At 56.1% G+C, this 21,133-nt stretch carries 16 protein-coding genes; 14 read left to right on the top strand and 2 right to left on the bottom strand.

Translation table 11 applies throughout. From position 1 onward, the window contains the following. The first annotated feature begins 144 nt into the window (after window positions 1-144). The 14 genes from NB063_RS03595 (at window position 145) to NB063_RS03530 (ending at window position 19,308) form a co-directional block, all read left to right on the top strand. A complete protein-coding gene (locus tag NB063_RS03595; RefSeq protein ID WP_250927374.1) occupies window positions 145-1,065 on the top strand; it encodes a universal stress protein in 921 nt (306 codons plus the stop codon). Beyond that, the gene (locus tag NB063_RS03590) at window positions 1,046-1,891 is read left to right on the top strand and encodes an FAD/NAD(P)-binding protein (protein WP_250927373.1); all 846 of its coding nucleotides are present in this window, start codon (window positions 1,046-1,048) and stop codon (window positions 1,889-1,891) included. The genes NB063_RS03595 and NB063_RS03590 overlap by 20 nt, the downstream gene beginning before the upstream one ends. Then, complete coding sequence (locus NB063_RS03585) at window positions 1,888-2,679, top strand: NADH-quinone oxidoreductase subunit B family protein (RefSeq protein ID WP_250927372.1); 792 nt, start codon at window positions 1,888-1,890, stop codon at window positions 2,677-2,679. Before NB063_RS03590 ends, NB063_RS03585 begins: the two co-directional genes overlap by 4 nt. Then, window positions 2,676-3,971: a Ni/Fe hydrogenase subunit alpha gene (locus NB063_RS03580; RefSeq protein ID WP_250927371.1), complete on the top strand. Its 1,296-nt coding sequence runs from the start codon at window positions 2,676-2,678 to the stop codon at window positions 3,969-3,971. The genes NB063_RS03585 and NB063_RS03580 overlap by 4 nt, the downstream gene beginning before the upstream one ends. Beyond that, a complete protein-coding gene (locus NB063_RS03575; RefSeq protein WP_250927370.1) occupies window positions 3,968-4,453 on the top strand; it encodes a hypothetical protein in 486 nt (161 codons plus the stop codon). The genes NB063_RS03580 and NB063_RS03575 overlap by 4 nt, the downstream gene beginning before the upstream one ends. Continuing rightward, complete coding sequence (locus NB063_RS03570) at window positions 4,431-4,790, top strand: hydrogenase maturation nickel metallochaperone HypA/HybF (RefSeq protein WP_250927369.1); 360 nt, start codon at window positions 4,431-4,433, stop codon at window positions 4,788-4,790. Before NB063_RS03575 ends, NB063_RS03570 begins: the two co-directional genes overlap by 23 nt. Next, window positions 4,783-5,469 carry a hydrogenase nickel incorporation protein HypB gene (gene hypB / locus NB063_RS03565; RefSeq protein ID WP_250927368.1) on the top strand — a complete coding sequence of 229 codons (687 nt, stop codon included), beginning with the start codon at window positions 4,783-4,785 and terminating at the stop codon, window positions 5,467-5,469. The genes NB063_RS03570 and hypB overlap by 8 nt, the downstream gene beginning before the upstream one ends. Then, on the top strand, window positions 5,457-7,754 hold the full coding sequence (gene hypF / locus NB063_RS03560; protein ID WP_250927367.1) for a carbamoyltransferase HypF: 2,298 nt from the start codon (window positions 5,457-5,459) through the stop codon (window positions 7,752-7,754). Before hypB ends, hypF begins: the two co-directional genes overlap by 13 nt. Beyond that, entirely contained in the window at window positions 7,745-7,990 is a 246-nt protein-coding gene (locus NB063_RS03555) for a HypC/HybG/HupF family hydrogenase formation chaperone (protein ID WP_250927366.1), read from the top strand. The genes hypF and NB063_RS03555 overlap by 10 nt, the downstream gene beginning before the upstream one ends. Beyond that, complete coding sequence (gene hypD, locus NB063_RS03550; protein ID WP_250927365.1) at window positions 7,977-9,083, top strand: hydrogenase formation protein HypD; 1,107 nt, start codon at window positions 7,977-7,979, stop codon at window positions 9,081-9,083. Before NB063_RS03555 ends, hypD begins: the two co-directional genes overlap by 14 nt. Then, a complete protein-coding gene (hypE, locus tag NB063_RS03545; protein ID WP_250927364.1) occupies window positions 9,080-10,135 on the top strand; it encodes a hydrogenase expression/formation protein HypE in 1,056 nt (351 codons plus the stop codon). The genes hypD and hypE overlap by 4 nt, the downstream gene beginning before the upstream one ends. Window positions 10,136-10,397: 262 nt before the next feature. After that, window positions 10,398-14,276 (top strand): FG-GAP-like repeat-containing protein, encoded by a 3,879-nt coding sequence (locus NB063_RS03540; protein WP_250927363.1) that lies wholly within the window; start codon window positions 10,398-10,400, stop codon window positions 14,274-14,276. A gap of 269 nt (window positions 14,277-14,545) precedes the next feature. Continuing rightward, the gene (locus NB063_RS03535; RefSeq protein ID WP_250927362.1) at window positions 14,546-17,314 is read left to right on the top strand and encodes a tetratricopeptide repeat protein; all 2,769 of its coding nucleotides are present in this window, start codon (window positions 14,546-14,548) and stop codon (window positions 17,312-17,314) included. 116 nt (window positions 17,315-17,430) lie between these two features. Next, on the top strand, window positions 17,431-19,308 hold the full coding sequence (locus tag NB063_RS03530) for a CRTAC1 family protein (protein ID WP_250927361.1): 1,878 nt from the start codon (window positions 17,431-17,433) through the stop codon (window positions 19,306-19,308). 145 nt (window positions 19,309-19,453) lie between these two features. Here NB063_RS03530 and NB063_RS03525 read toward each other — a convergent pair whose 3' ends face one another. Both NB063_RS03525 and NB063_RS32530 read right to left on the bottom strand, forming a co-directional pair. After that, window positions 19,454-20,401, bottom strand: coding sequence for an NHL repeat-containing protein (locus tag NB063_RS03525; RefSeq protein ID WP_250927360.1), 948 nt, complete (start codon window positions 20,399-20,401; stop codon window positions 19,454-19,456). A 363-nt stretch (window positions 20,402-20,764) separates the two neighbouring features. Beyond that, window positions 20,765-20,899: a thioredoxin family protein gene (locus NB063_RS32530; protein ID WP_407652534.1), complete on the bottom strand. Its 135-nt coding sequence runs from the start codon at window positions 20,897-20,899 to the stop codon at window positions 20,765-20,767. Between the last annotated feature and the right edge of the window lie 234 nt (window positions 20,900-21,133).

The raw sequence follows: 21,133 nt of genomic DNA, 5'->3' as shown, positions 1-21,133 counted from the left end.
GCCTTGATCGCACATCAAACGGAAACACCCGTGCTCGTATGCACAACTCCGGACCAAAAACACACGATTGCTTGATTGGTACGCAAACTGCGTTTCACGTTATCGATTGATTCGTTCACAACCGGCCGACGAGGAGATGTAACAATGAAAATTCTATTGGCTACCGATGGCTCTGCCGCTTCGCAAGATGCCACTGAGTTCGTCGCGAATTTGGCAAAGAACGTCCCCGTCGAAGCAGTCGTGCTGACCGTTTCGTTCGATCCCGAACACTATCCGATGTATCCCTGGAGCCCGCAATTGAAGCAGCATGTAGGCGACCGGACGCAGGCCATTCTCGATAAGGCCAAGCAAACACTTCAGACGACTTGCCAATCCGTGAGTGTCATCCACGGGGCCGGATCGGCGGCTCCGTATATCTTGGCACAAGCGAAAAAATCAAAAGTTGATTTGATTGTCCTCGGAGCGAAAGGGCATTCCGCGCTGCGGCGTGTCTTGCTCGGTAGTGTCTCGGACAGCGTCGCCTCGAGTGCGGAATGCTCGGTCGTCGTGGTACGACGCGGCGATCAATCCGACTTCGATCTCCAGAAAATCATCGTCGGCTTTGACCAATCGGTTGCGTCTCGCGAAGCGGTCGCCGAACTCATGCAGTGGAATTTGGCGAAAGACTGCGAGGTCAACGTTATCAGTGTCGCCTTGCAACCCTATGTCTTTGTCGGCGAGGGCTACGCGGGTCCGCCGATCACGGTCGATCCGGCACTCGTGGACAAGATCGACAAATCCGCGGAGCGGATGGCGAGTCAAATCGCCGATCACTTCCCGCACACGCGAGCCCAAACGACGGTTTCGGATCATGTCGGCGACGCTATCGTCACCGCAGCGGAAGACTACAAAGCAAGCATGATCGTTGTCGGCGATACCGGCCACAGTTTGCTCAGTCGTGTTTTGCTCGGTAGCACTTCGAAGTACGTGCTCCGACATGCGCCGTGCAGCGTTTGGATTTCCCGACACCACTGGAATTCCGAATCGAAATCCAACGAGGTGGCTGATGCTGTCGCCGCGAACTGAACCGTGGGCGGTGGCGGCCGCCCGCGTTCGTGACGTGAAGGACGAAGCGCCAGGCGTGCAGACTTACTGGATCGAACTTTCAGAGGCCGGCGATCGAGAGACATACGCCGCCAAGCCCGGTCAGTTCAACATGCTGTACATGCCCGGTGTGGGTGAAGCCGCGATTTCACTCAGTCACCTTCCTTCGCCGGGCGGGCAACTCGTGCATACGGTACGCTCGGTCGGAAATGTCACGCGTGCTTTGGCAGTCACGAAAGCGGGCGATTCCCTGGGCGTACGCGGACCGTTCGGTTCGTACTGGCCACTGGAGCGTGGAATCGGGAAGGACCTCATTCTCGTTGCCGGTGGCATCGGTCTGGCACCGCTGCGACCGCTCGTCGACGAAATTCTATCGCATCGGCAACAGTTCGGCCGCGTCAGTTTGTTAATCGGAGCCCGCACCCCATCGGACTTGTTGTATACGGACGATTACGAATCGTGGCGAACAGCTGACATCGAGGTTCAGACGACCGTCGATCGCGCCGCCGCTGACTGGAAGGGAAATGTTGGCGTCGTGACGTTGCTGCTCAATCGCTTGGGAATCACCTCACCACTACAAACAATGATCTTCACGTGTGGTCCCGAAGTCATGATGACCTACGCGATTCGGGCCGTCCGTGAACGCGGCGTACCGCGCGAAAACCTTTGGGTCTCACTCGAGCGCAACATGAACTGCGCGATCGGACAGTGCGGCCACTGTCAACTCGGCCCCCATTTCATTTGCAAAGAAGGGCCCGTCCTGAGATACGACCAAGTCAAAAACTGGATGCATGTGGATTCGCTATGACCAAAAAGCGACTCGGCGTCTTCAAGTTCGCTTCCTGCGACGGTTGCCAATTGCAACTGCTGTCGTGCGAAGATGAACTACTCGAATTGGCAGACACGATCGAGATCGCTCATTTCTTAGAAGCAACCAGCCTCATCCAGGAAGGGCCGTTTGATATCGCGCTGGTTGAAGGTTCTATCACGACGCCCGCAGACGTGGAGCGGATCCGCCACATTCGCCAACAATCCAAGATTCTCGTCGCCATCGGCGCGTGCGCAAGCTCAGGTGGCATCCAAGCTCTGCGAAATTGGGCCGACCACCACGAGTTCATCGCCGCGGTCTACGCCAGCCCCCAGTACATCAACACCCTCGCAACTAGCACATCGATCGCCGACCATGTTTCCGTCGACTTCGAACTGCGAGGATGTCCGATCGACAAGCATCAGTTGCTCGAAGTACTCGCCGCCATGATTGCCGATCGCGTGCCGAGAACGCCTCGTCACAGCGTCTGCATGGAGTGCAAACGCCGTGGAACGGTGTGCATTGCCGTCACGAAACACTTGCCATGTCTCGGTCCCGTCACCCAGGCGGGCTGCGGTGCGATTTGCCCGGCGTACGACCGCCCCTGCTATGGTTGTTTTGGTCCGGCCGCACAAGCGAACTGCAAGACATTGTCGGAGCATTATCTTGCCGGAGACACGACAGAAACCGTGATGATTCACGCCCTTCGCAACATGTCCGCCGCCGCCAACGTGTTCCAAATCGAAAGTGATCGTATCGAGTCTCGTCAACCCCAAGACAAAACGTGACCTCCGAACGAAAAATTACCGTCAATGCATTGACCCGAGTGGAAGGTGAAGGGGCCCTGCATGTACGCGTCAGCGGCGACCGTATCGAAAACGTGCGTCTCGCGATTTACGAGCCGCCACGATTCTTCGAAGCGTTTCTACGAGGCCGCGCGATCGAGGAAGTTCCGGACATCACGGCACGCATCTGTGGCATTTGCCCGGTTGCATATCAAATGACTTCCGTCCATGCGATCGAGAAGGCACTCGGAATCAAGATCGATCCCGGAATCAGGCGGCTGCGTCGCCTGCTGTACTGCGGCGAGTGGATCGAGAGTCACGTGCTGCATATGTTCATGCTCAATGCGCCCGACTTCTTTGATTGCCACAGTGGCATCGAACTGGCCGCACGATTCCCTGATCGCGTTAACAACGGATTACGAATCAAAAAGATCGGCAACCGATTGCTCGAAATACTCGGCGGCCGCGCGATCCATCCCGTCAACGTGAGGATTGGCGGGTTTTACCACCTGCCGACGCGGGATGAATTGCAATCGCAACTGCCAGATCTGCGATGGGCATTCAAGTCAGCTATCGATTCCGCCCGCTGGATCTCGGGGATCGAATTCCCCGAATTCAACGTCGATTGCGAGCTCGTCGCCCTCCAACACAACGATGAGTATCCGATGAATGAGGGCGTCATCGCGTCGACCCGTTACCCGGCGATCGACGTCGATCAATATGAAGACCACTTTGGCGAACATCACGTCGAACACAGCACGGCGTTGCAATCGGTGCGTCGCGACGGACAAACGCCGTATTTCCTCGGGCCGCTCTCGCGCCTCGAACTCAATCACACGCAGTTGTCTGCGGCGGCAAAACAATTACTCGAGACAGACTGTCCGCCTCTGCCGATGCGAAATCGGTTCCACTCGATCATCGCCCGCAGTGTCGAAGTCGTCCACGCATTGGAAGAGGCGATTGAATTGATTGAGACCTACTCGCCGCCAAACGAGCCGTTTGCTCCCTATGTTGCCCGCGCCGGCGCCGGATGCGCCGCGACCGAGGCGCCACGAGGCATGATCTACCACCACTACGAAATCAACGATGACGGTACGGTTGCCTCGTCTAAGATCGTTCCACCGACTTCTCAGAACCAATTGCAAATTGAATCAGACTTGCTCGCGTATCTGCCCCGTTGGTTAAACGAATCGGACGAAAAGATCGCAGCCGAAGCCGAAAAACTGATCCGCAATTACGATCCCTGCATCAGTTGCTCGACACATTTCCTGACGCTCACGATGGAACGATCGTGAACGGCAATCAAGCTCGCATGACGGTGATTGGAATCGGCAGTCCACACGGCGACGATCAGTTTGGATGGTCGGTTGTGGATCACATCGCAAACATCGGCCTGCAAGATGTCACGCTCGCCAAAGTCGGTCACCCCATCGATTTGATTGGGTCGCTAGAGGCGAACGACCGTGTCGTCCTCGTTGACGCCGGAGTGGGTTTGCCGGTGGATGTTCCGTTTCGCAAGCTGTGTTTTGCCGATGCTCACGATCGTAATTTGATCCAAACTATACGTCATCGTGGAACGCACGATATGGGACTTGCCTCCGTACTGCAAATGGCTCAGTCGCTCCAAAAGCCCACCGATCATGTCACCATTTGGATCGGAAATGGGCGATCATTCGACCGGCTCGCTGGATTAACAGCACCAACCGAGCAAGCGGCGATTCGATGCGCTACACTGATAGCGGAGGAACTCAGCGATGCACGAAATGTCGCTTGTTAGAAGTCTGATTCGCCAAGTCGATCTCATCGCAGCAGAAAATGGTGGCGGTTCGGTTCGTGAGGTTTCCGTCGAAATCGGACCGCTTTCAGGTGTCGAAAGCGAATTGGTGCAGAGCGCATTTGATCAAGTGATCGCCGAATCGCACGAAAGTCCGATGACGCTCACCATTCGAGAAACGCCGCTCGTCGTCCACTGTCTGCAATGTGAAGATGACTGCGAGATCGACAATTTCATTTTTCGTTGCCTCCGCTGCGGTTCCGGTCACGTGCGTGTGATCCGCGGCGACGAATTTCGGATCGCGTCGATCACGCTTGATGAAAGGGTTACTCATGCCTGAACGAACCATCGTCATCAATCGCGATATCCAATCCGAACGTCGTGCCGCGGCGGAACATCGTCGCCAAGAATTCACGCGTCAGAAAACCTTTGTTGTCAACCTCGTCTCATCTCCCGGGGCAGGTAAAACGACACTACTCGAAGCGACCTGCCGATACTGGAAAGACCGTTGGAAGATCGCCGTTCTGGTGGGCGATTTGGCAACCCAACGTGATGCCGATCGACTTCGCCCATTCGTTCCGGTGCAGCAACTGACCACCGGCGGGGCGTGTCACCTCGAATTATCGCTCGTCGAGAAAGGCCTCGCCAAGCTACCCCAAGAACACTTCGATTTCCTGTTCATCGAGAACGTAGGAAACTTGGTATGTCCCGCTTCACATGATCTTGCCGAGCACCTTCGCGTCGTATTGCTCAGTACGACTGAGGGCGATGACAAGCCCGGCAAGTACCCCAAGATGTTCCGCACCAGCGAGGTGATGGTGATCACCAAAATGGATCTCTTGCCACATGTCCCGTTCGACGTTGACCGGGCAACGGTAGACTCACATCTGATTCGGGATTCGATGGAAGTCATCACGGTCTGTTCGCTGCATGATGAAGGAATCCATAATTGGTGCCAAATGTTGGAACGACGGCGTGAGCAACTTTTTTCCGAGGTCGACGTTCCATGTTCGACTTAGGCTCCATCGGCATAACGGCAAGAAGATTTCGATTGCAAGGCTTGGTTCAAGGCCAAGGCATCCGTCCAACGATCGCCAATTTGGCAACCAGCAATGGCATCAAAGGACACGTTCGAAATTCCCCCAGTGGCGTCGAAATCCAGGCTTGGGGCGATGAACCGGTAATCACGAACTTCAAAAAGATGCTGCAAACCACTTTCGCAAACGCAGTCTTGCGACAGTGGAAACTGAAGACAGACGGCCTGACCGCTCCGGATCACTTCCGAATCATCGAGAGCACATCGGGCCCGCAACTCCACACAACCGTACCGCTTGACCTCGCCATTTGCAGCGATTGCCTCACCGAAGTACGGAACTCGGCCGACCGCAGACATGGCTACCCTTTCACAACCTGCACACGGTGTGGACCGCGGTATTCGATGCTCAACGCAATGCCATTTGATCGTGATTCCACAAGCATGTCGGCGTTCCCGATGTGTACGCGGTGCGCGTCTGAGTATCGCGATCCGAGGAACCGTCGCTTTCACGCTCAAACGATTGCATGCCCCGATTGCGGCCCTCAATGTTGGACTGCCGATCGAAACGGGCACACAATTGCGGACAAGGCAGAGGCTCTACAGCACGTCGCCGAGCGAATCAGGCGAGGTGACATCGCCGCGGTCAAAGGAATCGGCGGCTACCAGTTCATTTGCGACGCCACGAACGGCCACGCGGTCAGCGAACTGCGACGACGCAAACTCCGGCCCACTAAACCGCTCCCGGTGATGGTGGGGGATGTCGATTCAGCCCAACAATTCGCGTCGATCAATGCCACCGAACGCGATGCGTTGCAAAGCACCGCCAATCCAATCGTACTGCTACGTGGACTCGAAAATCGATCTCTCTGTCGTTGGATATCACCCAACCTCAACACGATCGGCGTGATGCTTCCGACGTCTGCTCTCCACGCTCTCCTCCTCGATTTCGCGGGCAGGCCGTTGGTCGTGACGAGTGGCAATGTTCATGGTTCACCACTCGTTTTTCAAAACTCCGTCGCCGCATGCAAACTGGGGGACATCGCAGACGTGTTCCTGCATCACGACCGAGAAATTTCCAATCCGATCGATGACAGTGTTGTCCAATGCGTCGGCGAACAGGTCGTCACCATTCGGGCTGCCCGTGGAATTGCGCCAATGACGCTTTCAACGTCGATGTCTCGCCCCATGTTGGCTGTCGGAGGACATCAAAAGGTCGCGCCGGCGATCCAGACAAACGAGTCATTGGTTCTAATGCCCCACATCGGTGACATGGATTCCGAGTCTGGCCGCGTACGATTCATTGAATCCATTGATCGCTTGCAGTCGCTCTACCAATTCCATCCATCTTTGGTCGCTCACGACGCTCATCCAAACTATTTTGCGACCGATTGGGCGGTCCAGCATTCTGACTCGGCTGAGGCCGTGCAACACCACCACGCCCACGTCGCGGCCGCGATGCATGAACACCAATTGCTCGACCGATCGGTACTCGGCATTTCATTTGATGGCACCGGTTTTGGTCGCGACGAGACGATCTGGGGTGGCGAAGTGCTGTTGGCGAGGCGTTCTTCCTATCAAAGAATCGGTCACCTGCGTCCATTCCGACTTCCCGGCGGGGAATCCGCGATCAAACAACCGTGGCGAATCGCAGCATCGCTCCGCTCGCAGATCAATGAACAAACGGTGGCATCGCAACCACTCCGTGTTGCGATCGAGCAGGGACCGATCACATCAAGCATGGGTCGTCTGTTTGATGCGATTGCTTCCATCGTTTTAGACATCGAATCGGTCGCCTTCGAAGGCGAAGCGGCGATGCGACTCGAAGCCGCCTGCGACCGTGCAGAAACCAATTCCTACGAATTCCAAATCACCAACGACGATCCTTTGCAGTTCGATTGGCGTCCTGTTCTCATCGATGTTGAGAACGATCTGCCCCACGTCTCACGCGATCGCATTGCGATGCGGTTTCATCGCGCTGTCGCTGAGCTCGTTATCAAAATGGCCGACCGACATCGAGAACTACCATGCGTGATAACGGGAGGCGTTTTTCAAAACCGCACGCTGTCTGAACTGATTCAAACACTGAGTGAAATCAATTCACTCGACATTCGCATGCCCGGTGCGATTCCTATCAATGACGGCGGGCTGGCGATCGGTCAATTGGTGGTGGCATCCTCTTTGAAGGAGCGAACCACGGAGTCCAGCGATGATTCCACTTCGCGAGAGCCACTCGCGGAACTTGGCCTCGGAGAAATGCCATGTGCTTAGGGATCCCTGGAAAAATCGTACGCTGGATCAATCACGATCCGACGTTTGCTAAAGCGGAGATCGAATTCGCGGGCGTGCGACGTGAGATTCACATGGCCTGCGTCCCCGAAGCTTCGGTCGGTGATTACGTCGTTGTGCACGCGGGCATCGCGATCTGCATTCTCGATGAAGCCGAAGCCGCCAAGACACTGGCAGATCTGAAATCGATCGAAGAGTTATCCGATGAAATACCTTGATGAGTTCCGGGACGGACGCGCATCGCAATCCTTGCTCGAAAAAATCCGCCAGCGTGTCACGCGGCCGTGGGTGCTTATGGATGTCTGTGGTGGGCAAACACATAGCCTCGTTCGATACGGCATCGAACGAGAATTGGCCGGTCAGGTCGAACTGATCCACGGCCCGGGATGCCCGGTATGCGTCACGTCGACGGAACTGATCGATTTTGCCGTGGCTCTTGCGATGCAACCCGACACGATCGTCGCCAGTTTTGGTGACATGATCCGCGTGCCGGGCAGCGACCAATCGCTGATGCAAGCACGCAGTTGCGGTGGCCGACTCAAGATCGTTTACACCCCCATCGACGCGATCGCGCTCGCCCAGCGGAATCCTGATTCACAAATTGTCTTTCTTGCGGTCGGCTTTGAAACGACCACACCGTCGACGGCGCTCGCCGTGCTGCAGGCCACCCAGCTCGGACTACAGAATTTTTCCATCGTACCGGCTCACGTCCGCGTCTTGCCAGCGATGGAGACGATCATGCAACTACCTGAAAACCGCGTCGAAGGTTTCCTCGCGGCGGGGCATGTTTGCAGCATCACGGGCTATGACGTTTACGAATCGTTTGTCGCAAAACATCGCGTTCCCGTGGTCGTCACCGGGTTCGAACCGGTCGATTTGCTGGAAGGAATTTTACAAGCCGTCACGCTGCTGGAAGCGGGCAAAGCGGTCATCGAGAATCGGTACAGCCGCAACGTCCAGCGACATGGGAACCCCAACGCACAAGCGCTCATCGATCGTGTTTACGAAATCGACGATCGTGACTGGAGGGGCTTCGGCACGATTTCCGGCGGAGGTTACCGATTGCGAGACGAATACGCTCAGATGGATGCATGCCGCAAATTCGCGAGGTTACTCCCGCCTAGTGCGCGGAAAGACTCGGAGTGCCGTGGTGCAGATGTGATGTCGGGTAAGATCAAACCCAAACAATGCCCCGCCTTCGGAAAAACCTGTTCCCCGGAATCGCCACTCGGTGCACCGATGGTATCGAGCGAAGGAGCCTGTGCAGCCTACTATCGCTTTGACCCGATCACGATTGAGGCCCGCCAATGAAGCCGGTCGCTCGAGGCGCGGCTTGCCCTGCTGTGCCTGTATCCAATGAAACGGTTACGCTTTCGCACGGCGAAGGGGGAAGGGCGATGCGTCGGTTGATCCGCGACCAGATTGCGGCAAAGCTCGGCAGGGGAAATGTGCAACTGCACAGCGATGCCGCATGCTTGGGCCGGATTACGAAAGAAATCGCGATCACCACCGATAGCTATGTGGTTTCGCCGCTGTTTTTTCCTGGTGGCGATATTGGTTCTTTGGCCGTACACGGGACCGTGAATGATCTCGCCATGGCCGGCGCCACTCCTTGCTACTTGACCCTCTCGCTCATTCTAGAAGAAGGACTGCCCTTGGCCACACTCGGCCGGGTCATCGACAGCGTCGCGGAAGCGGCGAGTAACTGCGACGTCAAAATCGTCGCGGGCGATACGAAGGTGGTTCCCAAAGGGGCCGCTGATGGTATTTTCATTAATACGACCGGAGTCGGCGTGCATTCAACGGGTCAGCGGATGACCGCGTCTCGTATCCAACCGGGTGACGCTTTGCTGGTCTCGGGACCGATCGCACGTCACGGGCTCGCCGTGCTCGCGGCGCGTGAATCGCTCGGGTTCGATCCGCCACCGGAATCCGACTCCGCCCCGCTCCACCGGATCGCCGCAGAACTTCTCGAAACGCTTGGAGACGATCTGCGAACAATGCGTGACGCAACCCGCGGCGGAATTGCTGCGGTGATGCACGAATGGGCCGAGGAATCCGCCAACGCCATGTGGATTGACGAGAGCCAACTGCCACTCCTTCCCGAAAGCCGCGGCGTCTGTGAATTGTTAGGTCTCGATCCGCTATTGGTTGCCAACGAAGGCACTTTCGTCGCTGCCATCGCCCCACATCGGGTCGACGACGCCCTATCGGTCATGCGATCTCATTCGCGGTGCGGGCAGCCGGCACAAATCGGACACGCCCGAGCCCGCGAACTTTCTCCCGTTTTGGTCTCTCGGGGCTTGGGCGCCGACCAACCTCTTGATGAACCCATCGCTGCAATGTTGCCAAGAATCTGCTGAGATGGCTTGGACAACCCAACGGCCTCTTCATGCCCGGGAATCGACGAGTTGAAACATCAAACGCCGAGATGAGAGCCGTTCGGATCCTGTACGATGCTTGCAATTCGGTGCCACTCTGCCACGATAGGCGAATCAGCGTCCAATGCCTTTCACGACGCTGGCCCCGCATCGACCAAAGACCTTTCTAGGTCAAAAATGCGGTCTCTCGGTGCCGTAGTACTGACCGGCATTCCCATGCTATCGCCATTATCTTGAGGAACGGATGCGTAAAAAGAAATTCAACCTGGGTGGCGGCCCTTCTCACGACGACAAATCAGCTCCAGATCAAAACGTCAAAAAATCAGCGGTTGTATCACAATCACGTCGAATCGTTGTTAGTGCCGCTGGGCTTGTCGTTCTCGCGATCATCACAGCGATCGTGATGTTTCAAGACGGAAAGATTGGGGAACAGGCAAACGAACAAGACGGCACCGCCGCACCGGCTGACGACGAACAGCTCGAACTCACACGTCGCGCACTAGCCGAAACCGAAAACCTGCAACTGGTGAGTGCGGACGCAAGCTGGAACACGCTTCACGAGCAATCGCCCGAGGACGTTTCGATCACACTCAACCGAGCACTCAATCGTGTCTTGAGAGTGGACGCGTTGGCATCTCAAGCGACCAACGCGGCCCTCGACGCAGCAGAGAAAAAGGAAGCGAGATCAAAACTACCTGACGCTATTTCGGGCGCCCGCGCGGCGATTGATTCGTTTGCAAACGTCTCCAACGATCCGATCACTTCCCAGTGGCTCGGATCAGAAGTCGACTTGCACGAAGCGTCACTGCTCCCGGGCTCGATGACCAAGTCCATCCGGCGCGAGGTATACGATCGATTATCCAAGACGATTCAAAGCGACCTCGGAGCCGATCCTCGCTCGATGATTCTCGGAGGGGTGATCGCGAAAGTTGTCGATCAGATGGAAGACCCCATCGACGGTCTTCCCCGCGCGGTACTGGCTGATGCGGGACAAGCCTTTGCCGCGTTGTCAGACAACCATCCCGACAACTTGTTCTTCGCACTCAGAGCCGCCCGGCTCAATATCGAAGATCGCAACCCGCGTGCGGCCGACTACATCAAACGTTCACGCGAACTAACCTCCGCGATCGAACCGTTGATCAGTGCAGACACCAAAACAATCGGCTTAACCCCGGAAGAACTCGTCGAGCAAATCGTTGCGGCCATCGAGGCGAACGACTGGGCGACGGCTGAAAATCGCAACCTGCTGTGGTTCAACGTGCTCAACAGTAGCGAGATCATGAAGACCGATCGCCGTCGCGCCATGCCACATCCGTTGGATCGTTTGAACTTCGACTCGCTTCGGGAACTCTCGGCGAAAGCAGCTCAGAAATCCCCGATCGGAAAGGGCACCGCCAAGATTCAGTACGCAAGCGTTTCGCTCGCGGATTCCGCCAACAGCCAAATCGTCCAAGCGATTGACTTTGACCTCGATCTCGACGCCGACCTCGTCAGTGCGGATGACAAAGGCAACATCTCGCTTTGGCAAAACGCGTCGGACGGTTGGCAGAAAGCCGGCCAGATTGAACTCGACGTCGTTCCCTCCGGGATGCTGGTTGCCGATCTGTTTGTCGTTGACAGCAGTTCGCCGGGGCGTTTGCGGGCAGACCGGGCAAACTCCGAAGGGAGCGAGTGGATCTCCAGTTCGCGGCACGATACGTTCCTGCACCTGCTCGCTTATGGCGATGATGGCGTGCGTGTGATCAGTATCGACGGTCGAACGACGACAGCCAACGAAGAGCGTCTACAACTGGTCGAAAAAGACCTAGGGCTCGGAGACCTACAAGGAATCACGGCCGCCGTCGCCGGCGATTTGGAAGCCGACGGTGACCTCGACCTGGTCTTCGCAACCAAAGAACACGGCGTCCGGATGTTTATCAATCGCGGCAATCGAACATTCTTTGAACTGCCCGGAACCGGAAAACAATTTGGTACCGATGACCCTATTTCATCACTCGCAATCGCGGATCTCGACCGAGATTTGGACCTCGACGTGATCACGACACACGCCTCGTCCGGTCGCGTCGGAATCCTCGAAAACATGCTGCACCTGCAGTTCCGTGGCCGGGTCTTCGAAGATATCCCCGCGATCGATGGGGCAGCCTCGCTCGCGATTGAAGACATTGATGGCAACGTTTCGTGGGACCTTGTCGTCGGAGGAAGTTCATCGTCGGCAATCGTGTTTTCACACACCTCCGACGCCGGCGTCTGGGTCGTCGACCGCGTAGAAATGAGCGATCACGGTGCGGAAAACGGCATCGTCGCGGATATCGACAATGATTCATGGATGGAGATGATCGCCGACGGTGAGTTTTCTCGAATGGGTCCTTGGGGATGGACCTCCTGGGAAGCAATCGAGCCGATCGAACCGTCTAAAGCACTCACGCATGCGGACTTCGACCGCGACGGGAGCATTGACCTATCATCGGTATCCGCCGACGGCATCATGGTGATGAACAATCGCAGCACGCCGATGGGACACTATCTCAACTTGCGGTTTAAGGGGATCGACGATAACGCGAGCGGACGGGTGAACCACTACGCCATCGGCAGCGTTCTGGAAACCCGATTCGGCCCGCACTACCGCGCCCGAATCGTCACGTCTCCCTCTACCCATTTCGGCCTCGATGGCCTCGATCAAGCCGGCAGCGTGCGCGCGATTTTACCAAACGGACTGACCCAAACGGTCACCAACCCACCCATCGATTCGCTGGTCGAAGAAGAACAGACGCTGAAAGGTTCGTGTCCCTATTTGTATGCTTGGGATGGAGAAAAATTCGCGTTTGTGACAGATTGCTTGTGGGCCGCGCCCCTCGGACTGCAGGTCGCACACGGTGTCGTTGCAAAAGACCGCCCGTGGGAATACCTCAAACTCGACGGCAAGAAGATTGCCCCCAAAGACGGTAAGTACGAATTGCGGATCACCGAAGAACTTTGGGAGGTGGCGTACTTCGACGAAGTTCAACTCAATGCGATCGACCATCCGGCCGATGTCGAAATTTGGACCAATGAAAAAGTTGGCCCCGACAATATCGCCACCCCCACCACGTTCGCCTTCGCACCTCGCGATCGACACCCCGTTCGCAAGGCGATGGACACATCCGGAAACGACGTGACGGCGAAACTCGCTCGAATTGATCAAGACTTCGTACAAGGTTTCGATCGCCGTCTACGCCAAGGTTTGTGCGAACCTCACTGGATCGATCTCGACTTCGGCGACAAACTGACTGGCCTGCAAACCGATTCAATCGACGAAGCCTCGCCCGCGATCTATCTGGTTCTCACCGGGTGGATCATGCCGACGGACGCGTCGTTGAACATTCAAATCGACCAAAACCCTGACTTGGCACCGATCGAGTTTCCTTCAGTCTGGGTCCCCGACAATGCCAGCGAATCGGGATGGAAACAAGCGATTCCTTTCATGGGTTTTCCTGGCGGAAAAACTAAAACGATCGTGGTCGATGTCACCGATATCGTGAACCCAGACGACCCGCGATTCCGCGTACGCACATCCGCCCAAATCTACTGGGACAGTGCCGAGGTGGTGACGCAATCCCAAGTCGCTGACTTGGTGACCCAAGAATGTGAACTCCTGACCGCGGGCATCACCTTCCACGGTTTCTCACGCCGCATCAAAGACGGCCCACTTCAACCCGAAGTCTACGACTACCAAGACGCTTCCTCTGCATCCCGTTGGCCTCCACTGCGAGGCAAACTTTCTCGCGAAGGAGATTGCGTCGAGTTGGTGAAAGAATGGGACGACCGGATGGCCGTCATCAGTGGCGGTGATGAAATCCGCTTGGAATTTGCGGTTCCTCCCAATGACCCACCCGCTGGATGGACGCGAGACTTTGTCTTGCACAGCGTTGGTTGGGACAAAGACGCCGACCTCAACACGTTGACCGGACAACAGATCGGGCCACTCCCGTTTCGCGAAATGAAACAATATCCCCCGGGGGTGGACCAAACGTCTAAAACCGCAGCGGTCGTTCAGCTCAACCAAAATCATCTCGGCCGAGAACAGACGTTTCGATCCTTTTGGTTCCGGGAACCCAATGCCCCCCCGATGCGTTTCGCGAAATAGCATCTTCGCGAACGCAAATGGACATATCAAAGGCGAGATATCGGTTAAATTGGGGGCAACGATTTCCCGCCTCCATTCGAAACGTCCCCCCAACTCGAAAACAGAATGTTTTCTGTAGCGCTGGCTCCATCATGCGCCATCTGCATGCGTTGAGGATTGCCCCGCAATTCGTCGAAAATCTCTGTCATCTCAAATGGGATCCAACGCCAGACGGTCAGCGGAATGAGCCCTAGCAGTTGATCGCCATTCATCATTAGTATTCCAGATCAATGCCCACTGCTGCCTCGCCCAAACCGCCCATTCGCCCAGTTACTCCCCGCCTACGACTCGTCTTGCACTTGGTGTTGATCCTGTTTGGTGTTTTGCTGGCCAACGGACTCTACCTCACCGCGATCACTTGGCTGCAACACTTTACCGGGCGAATCTACGAGGACCACTTCTACCAATTGATGTTTTTGGTGCACCTCGGATTGGGACTGTTGTTGATCGTTCCAACGATCGGGTTTGGTTTGTTGCACATGGTCCGCAGTCGCAAGCGCCGAAACCGCCGCGCTGTGAAGATCGGATACGCACTCTTTGCCGTCGCGATCGCGATCTTGGTAACGGGTCTGCTCCTCATGCGTGTGGGATCGATCGCGATCGTGGATCCCACCAGTCGGAGTTTCGTGTATTGGGCACACCTCATCGCCCCGCTGGCCGTGATTTGGTTGTATTGGCTGCACCGCTTGGTGGGTCCTCGGATCAAGTGGGATATTGGGAAACGCGTTGTCCTCGCGATCACAGTCATCGTTGCCGCGATGGTCGCGTTCCAAGCTTCCGATCCTCGTATCAGCGATGGCAAAGCGCCGCTTCAGGGCGAGAAGTATTTTCAACCGTCATTGGCTCGCACCACCACTGGAAAATTCATCGCCGCCGAAACGCTGATGAACGACGATTACTGCCTGCGCTGCCACGCGGATCTTTCCAAGTCAGCATTCCACAGCGCACACCGCCTGAGCAGTTTCAACAACCCGGCCTACCGTGCATCGGTGCGAGAAACGCGGCAAGTTTCCCTCGAACGAATGGGATCCGTCCAAGCCTCACGCTGGTGTGCCGGCTGCCACGATCCGGTGCCGTTTTTCTCGGGCGAGTTTGATGATCCGAACTACGACGATGTCGATAACCCGACGGCACACGCGGGACTGACCTGCGTCGTCTGTCACTCCATCCAGTCAGTCAACAGTAACGTCGGCAATGCAGACTACACCATCGCTGAACCGGAGCATTACCCGTTTGCCTACAGCGACAACCCGCTCTTGCAAGAATTGAATTCGTTGATGGTCAAAGCCAAGCCGACCTTCCACAAGCACGAAATGTTGAAACCGTTTCATAAGGAAGCGGAATTCTGCAGCGTATGCCACAAAGTCTCTCTGCCCGGTGAAGTGACCAACTACAAGGAATTCCTTCGCGGACAAAACCACTACGACAGCTATTTGCTATCCGGGGTTTCGGGCCACGGTGCACGTAGTTTCTATTACCCGCCCAAAGCTCAAACCAACTGCAACGAATGCCATATGCCGGCGCTCGCCACCGACGAGTTCGGTGCTAAGTACATGGACGAACTCGGCCGTCTTGGCGTCCACAGTCACTTTTTCCCGAGTGCCAATACGGCGCTCGCTTATTGGATGGGCGATTCCGAAGGCGTTGAGAAACATCGCGAATACTTGCAAGGCACGCTGCGTGTTGATCTCTTCGGATTAAGGCAGGGCGGGTCCGTTAGCGGCGAACTGGTCGCACCGTTGGGCGATCGCACGCAAATCGCCCCGGGAGAAACATACCTCATCGAAACTGTTTTGCGGACGATGAAGCTCGGGCACCACTTTACGCAAGGAACAACGGATTCGAACGAAATCTGGATCGAGTTGACCGCCACGCAGTCGGGCAAAGTGATCGGTCGCAGCGGGCATCGCGACGAACGGGAAGCGGTCTATCCTGATTCTCATTTCGTCAATACGTTCATGCTGGATCGAGAAGGCAATCGCATCAACCGTCGCAACGCCCAGGACATATTCACTCCGCTGTACAGCCACCAAATTCCTCCAGGGGCTGGCCAGACCGTCCACTACCGGCTGACCACGCCGTCGGACTCGAACGAGCCGATCGAGATTTCAGCCAAACTGCTATACCGGAAGTTTGACACCGAATACCTCGACTACATCCGCCGCGACCGCGACCCCGAACGCGACAAACTTAACTTGGGCCGTCCCGGTGACCCGAATGATCTGCCAATTGTTGAGATCGCCAGCGACAAACTCGTACTGGTTTTTGACGAAGTTGATGAAGATCCATCTGACTCTGCCGACACCGACTCCTTCCCGCTATGGCAACGCTGGAACGATTACGGAATCGGCATGCTGCTCAAAGGGAAGGCGGAACTCAAACAGGCAGCCGAAGCGTTTCACGCCGTCGAGGAACTGGGTCGCTTTGACGGGCCTCTCAACCTGGCGCGTGTACAATTCGCTGAAGGAGATCTCGACGGTGCCACCGAATCGCTGCATCGCGCCGCCACGATGGATCCTCTCCCTCCATCATGGACACACAGTTGGCTGAGCGGGATCGTCAATCGACAACAAGGAAACCTTGACACCGCCGCGGAATCGCTCCGAAACGTCCTCGAAACCAAAATCGTTGAACGCGGTTTCGACTTTTCACTCGACTACGAAGTGCGAAACGAACTCGGCTTAACCCTCATCGATTTGGCCCAGCGTGCAGAAGTGCAGGGCGACGAAGCAGCCTCTCGTGATCTTCTCGCCGAAGCCCAAAGGCACTTCGAGAAGGTATTGGAAATCGACTCAGAAAACGTGACCGCTCACGCGAATCTCGCGGAAATTTTTGCGTGGAGTGGGGACGGCGAAAAGGAACAGTATCACAGAACGCTTCACGCCAAATTTAAGCCCGATGACAACGCGGCAGAGGTTGCAATCCCGGCGGCGCGTCGAAGATATCCCGCCGCCAACCACGCCGCCGAAGCCCTTGTCATCTATGATCTAGCTCCCTGAGCCAAGATATTTGCGTGATTGGATACGGCGTCTGACTTGCTTGAACAAATCACGATTGGCTTGCGTCCTCGCCTTTTATTCGACGCAAGAACAAAACTCCACCGATAGATAATCGCATGACCGAATTGCCACCCTCTCACGAACTCGCCGACGATCACCCTGACGTGGAAAATGATGCGGTGATCGGTACCGCGCTGCGAGGATCCTTGATTCTTTTCGCTGTGGTAGGGGTCCCCGTCCTCGCGTTTGTTGTTTACCTGAATATGAGCAAACAGACGCAGCAGTCGATCGAGACGGAAGTCACGCTTCCGGAAGTCCGCGAGATTAACGATGTTACGATCCCCTCACTCGTGATGACCGAAGTCGGGGACGAAAGCGGAATCGATTTCACGCACCAGTCCGGCCGCTATGGCGATCGCTTGCTGCCTGAGACCATGGGCAGCGGTGTCGCGGCACTCGATTTCAACAACGACGGACATCAAGATCTCCTGTTGGTCAATTCCTGCTATTGGCCGTGGGATGACCGCCATGATGAACCTTCGCCCTGCCAACTGCTGGCCGGCGACGGTGACTTTCACTTCTCTGATGTTTCTGAACAAACAGGCCTCGACGTCACTCTTTACGGAATGGGCGTTGCCGTAGGCGACTATGACAACGACGGTGATTGCGACGTATTCCTCTCCGCAGTCGGAACCAATCGCATGTTCCGCAACGATGGCGGCGTATTCAGTGATGTGACGGCCGAGTCGGGCGTGGGAGGTGCCGATGACGCTTGGAGTACGAGCTGCGGATTTTTTGACTACGACAACGACGGGCTACTGGACCTTTTCGTCTGCAACTACGTGTCGTGGAGCAAAGAGAACGATCTCAGCCAAGACTTCACGCTCGACGGCGAGACCCGGGCGTACGGCCCTCCACGCGCGTTTGCAGGTACGTTTTCATACCTGTACAAGAACCGGGGAGATGGTTCTTTCGAAGACGTATCCGCGTCCGCCGGCATCCAAATACGCAATGACAACACCGACGTCCCTCTCGGCAAGGCGATGGGCCTCGCTCCCGTGGATGTCAATCGCGACGGTTGGATCGACATTCTGGTTGCAAACGACACCGTGCGAAACTTCTTGTTTGAGAACAATAAAGACGGAACGTTTTCGGAAATTGGACGGTTGTCGGGGATCGCGTTCGACCGCAGTACGGGCAACGCGCGCGGTGCGATGGGAATTGACACGGCCGCGTTCCGCGATGACGGCACGCTCGCAATCGGCATCGGTAACTTCGCCAACGAAGCAAGTGCGCTCTACATGACTCGGCCCGATCGCAGCCAGTTCATTGACGCGGCAATGTACACCGGCTTCGGACCGCCGACACGAAAAGGGCTTACGTTCGGACTGTTCTTCATTGACGTCGATTTGGACGGGCGGCTCGATGTGCTCGGCGCGAACGGGCATCTCGAAGAGGAAATCGCTAAAACCCAAGCGACCCAGCGATACGAACAATCACCACAACTGTTTTGGAATGCGGGACGTGAGGCCAAGACCGAGTTGGTCTTGGTTGAGGAATCCAATGTCGGCAAGGATTTCTACAAGCCCATCGTGGGACGGGGGGCTGCCTTCGCGGACTTCGATGGCGACGGCGATCAAGACGTTGTCATCTCAACGAGTCATTCGCGTCCCGCCGTCTTTCGAAACGACCAACAGACGCAACATCACTTCCTACGCATCAACCTGCAGGGCAGCGAGTGCAACCGAGATGCCATCGGGGCGATCGCCGAACTTCCCCTCGGAGACCGCACCCTCACGCGTACCGTCATGCCAACGCGAAGCTACTTGAGCCAGTGTGAAAAGACACTCACGTTTGGATTGGGGTCGACGTCCCAAGTCGACTCGATCACCGTGACTTGGCCCGGCGGCTCGTCCGAACAATTCGAAGTCGATGCGATCGATCAAACCATCACGCTTACGCAAGGCAACGGCATTGCTCCTGCAAGCGACTGACTCGCAATTGTCGTCCGCGAACGTCCTACAACCGGACGTCGATTTAATTACTGCGTGATTTGAAAAGTAGCGGAACGGCGCGAGCCGTCCGGTCTTGCATTACCGGACGGCTCACGCCGTTTTGTTAAAAAGAGCACTTAAACAATCAACGTCCCAACCGGGTTTTGTACTCTTTCGATTCGCGGTCAAACTGAAAGACCTGTTTCTGCTTGGGATCGGCGACGAACAATGAATCGCTCGTGACCGCAATACCGACGGGTCCGACCAACGGCTCGCCTTCATACCACTTTTCCGTCTTCCCATCGGCGGTAAACCTCCAGATACATTTGCCGTATCCGTCCGTCACGTAACCGTGATCTCCGGCCCAACAGAGCCCGTTGGGATATTGGTACGGCCGTCCGGTGACGACTTCATCCACTGCCTTGGTTTTGACATTGATCCGCACGATCGCAACCGCATCAGGCGTCACAGCCCACAGGTTCCCATCGTCATCAAAGGCCAATCCTCGAGCGTTGACCCGTGCGACCAATTCCGGTTTTCCGCCTTCAATCGGCAATCGAAATGTGGCACGTTTTTCCGCATCGCCGACGTACAACATTTTGCCGTCCGCATCGATCGCCAGCGCCATCGGAATCCCAATGTGCCCATCGGTCAGCCCAACCGGTTCAGCACCCGTGCTATCTATTTTGTAAACTTCGCGGGTTGCCGAATCCCCCACCAAAACACCACCGCCAGGATGCATCACAATGCACCGCGGTCGGTTCATCGGCTTGCGAAGAAACTTAGAACCGCGTGAAAACAGCTCGCGAGCTTCACCCGCCACCCAAACACCTGGCAGATCGAGATCGACGCAGTAAACATCCTCGCCGTCGACCGCAACCGCTAACGGATACGCCGGTTCATTCTTCTCAGCCGAAGCCTTTCCATCTGCATTGGTTTCGGACGCGGCGTCTTGAGCGGCAACAATCCTGGCAGTGAAGAACGGCGGCAACGACAGTACCGTCAGCACTGCGAACGTCGCCAAACGCAGGGCAACGGGTTGTCGTGAAACGAACGTGGGGTGCACAAATTGGAATGTGAATTGTTTCGTCATACCGCCATCAATCAATAATTGAGCCAAAGGTGAACGCGTGTGCTGAGACCGCGAGGATGCTGCGATGTGTCTGACAATCCAATTGAGATCGCTCAGCGGAGCCTATGATAACCTCCCGCGAGTCAATTCGGAGCGTCCCCTCGCACATCCAAAATTTTCAGGCATTGACTCGAAAAAAATGATGATCGACGTTTTGTGTCCCTCCGTTCCCGCGTCTTACAAGGTTTAGCAGCCCAAGTGAACGCCCAAACGGCCGGTAGGATTCTGCCCAATGATTCCCGCCTGCCTGTTTAGGCACCGACCGCCTCGCGAAGCGTTTCTTTCGGCAACACCCCACTCACCTGAGTGACAATTTCCCCCTCTTTAAACAACCGCGAAGGTCGGTATCGACGGAATACCATATTTCGTGGCGGTTTGAGACGCTTCGTCAACATTTACCTTTACGATGCGTACTCCGTCACCCAACTCTTCGGTTAATTCGTCGACGAGAGGCCCCATCATGCGAAAAGGGCCACACCACGCTGCCTAGAAATCGCCCCAAACCGGTATAGACGATTCAAGCACTTCCGCGTGGAACGTTCGGTCGTTGACACTTTTTGCAGACATCTGAAGTTTCTCGTTGAGTATTTGATTAAGAAATTGACTCGCTACGGACCTTCAGACGCGACGTCGCGATGGTTTCTTACCTCGCACGCATCCATTTCCGGTTCCCAATTGATAGCCCTCACCAAA

The organism is Aporhodopirellula aestuarii (genome assembly GCF_023701485.1).
In the GTDB taxonomy this organism is placed as follows: domain Bacteria; phylum Planctomycetota; class Planctomycetia; order Pirellulales; family Pirellulaceae; genus Rhodopirellula; species Rhodopirellula aestuarii.
Note: the sequence above shows the minus strand (reverse complement) of the source record. Positions and strands in the feature narration are given on the sequence as shown.

Coding starts and splice junctions, on each gene's coding strand:
- NB063_RS03595 (WP_250927374.1), top strand. CDS start 145: ATGAAAATTCTATTGGCTACCGATGGCTCTGCCGCTTCGCAAGATGCC.
- NB063_RS03590 (WP_250927373.1), top strand. CDS start 1,046: ATGCTGTCGCCGCGAACTGAACCGTGGGCGGTGGCGGCCGCCCGCGTT.
- NB063_RS03585 (WP_250927372.1), top strand. CDS start 1,888: ATGACCAAAAAGCGACTCGGCGTCTTCAAGTTCGCTTCCTGCGACGGT.
- NB063_RS03570 (WP_250927369.1), top strand. CDS start 4,431: ATGCACGAAATGTCGCTTGTTAGAAGTCTGATTCGCCAAGTCGATCTC.
- hypB (WP_250927368.1), top strand. CDS start 4,783: ATGCCTGAACGAACCATCGTCATCAATCGCGATATCCAATCCGAACGT.
- hypF (WP_250927367.1), top strand. CDS start 5,457: ATGTTCGACTTAGGCTCCATCGGCATAACGGCAAGAAGATTTCGATTG.
- NB063_RS03555 (WP_250927366.1), top strand. CDS start 7,745: ATGTGCTTAGGGATCCCTGGAAAAATCGTACGCTGGATCAATCACGAT.
- hypD (WP_250927365.1), top strand. CDS start 7,977: ATGAAATACCTTGATGAGTTCCGGGACGGACGCGCATCGCAATCCTTG.
- hypE (WP_250927364.1), top strand. CDS start 9,080: ATGAAGCCGGTCGCTCGAGGCGCGGCTTGCCCTGCTGTGCCTGTATCC.
- NB063_RS03540 (WP_250927363.1), top strand. CDS start 10,398: ATGCGTAAAAAGAAATTCAACCTGGGTGGCGGCCCTTCTCACGACGAC.
- NB063_RS03535 (WP_250927362.1), top strand. CDS start 14,546: ATGCCCACTGCTGCCTCGCCCAAACCGCCCATTCGCCCAGTTACTCCC.
- NB063_RS03530 (WP_250927361.1), top strand. CDS start 17,431: ATGACCGAATTGCCACCCTCTCACGAACTCGCCGACGATCACCCTGAC.
- NB063_RS03525 (WP_250927360.1), bottom strand. CDS start 20,401: ATGACGAAACAATTCACATTCCAATTTGTGCACCCCACGTTCGTTTCA.
- NB063_RS32530 (WP_407652534.1), bottom strand. CDS start 20,899: ATGGGGCCTCTCGTCGACGAATTAACCGAAGAGTTGGGTGACGGAGTA.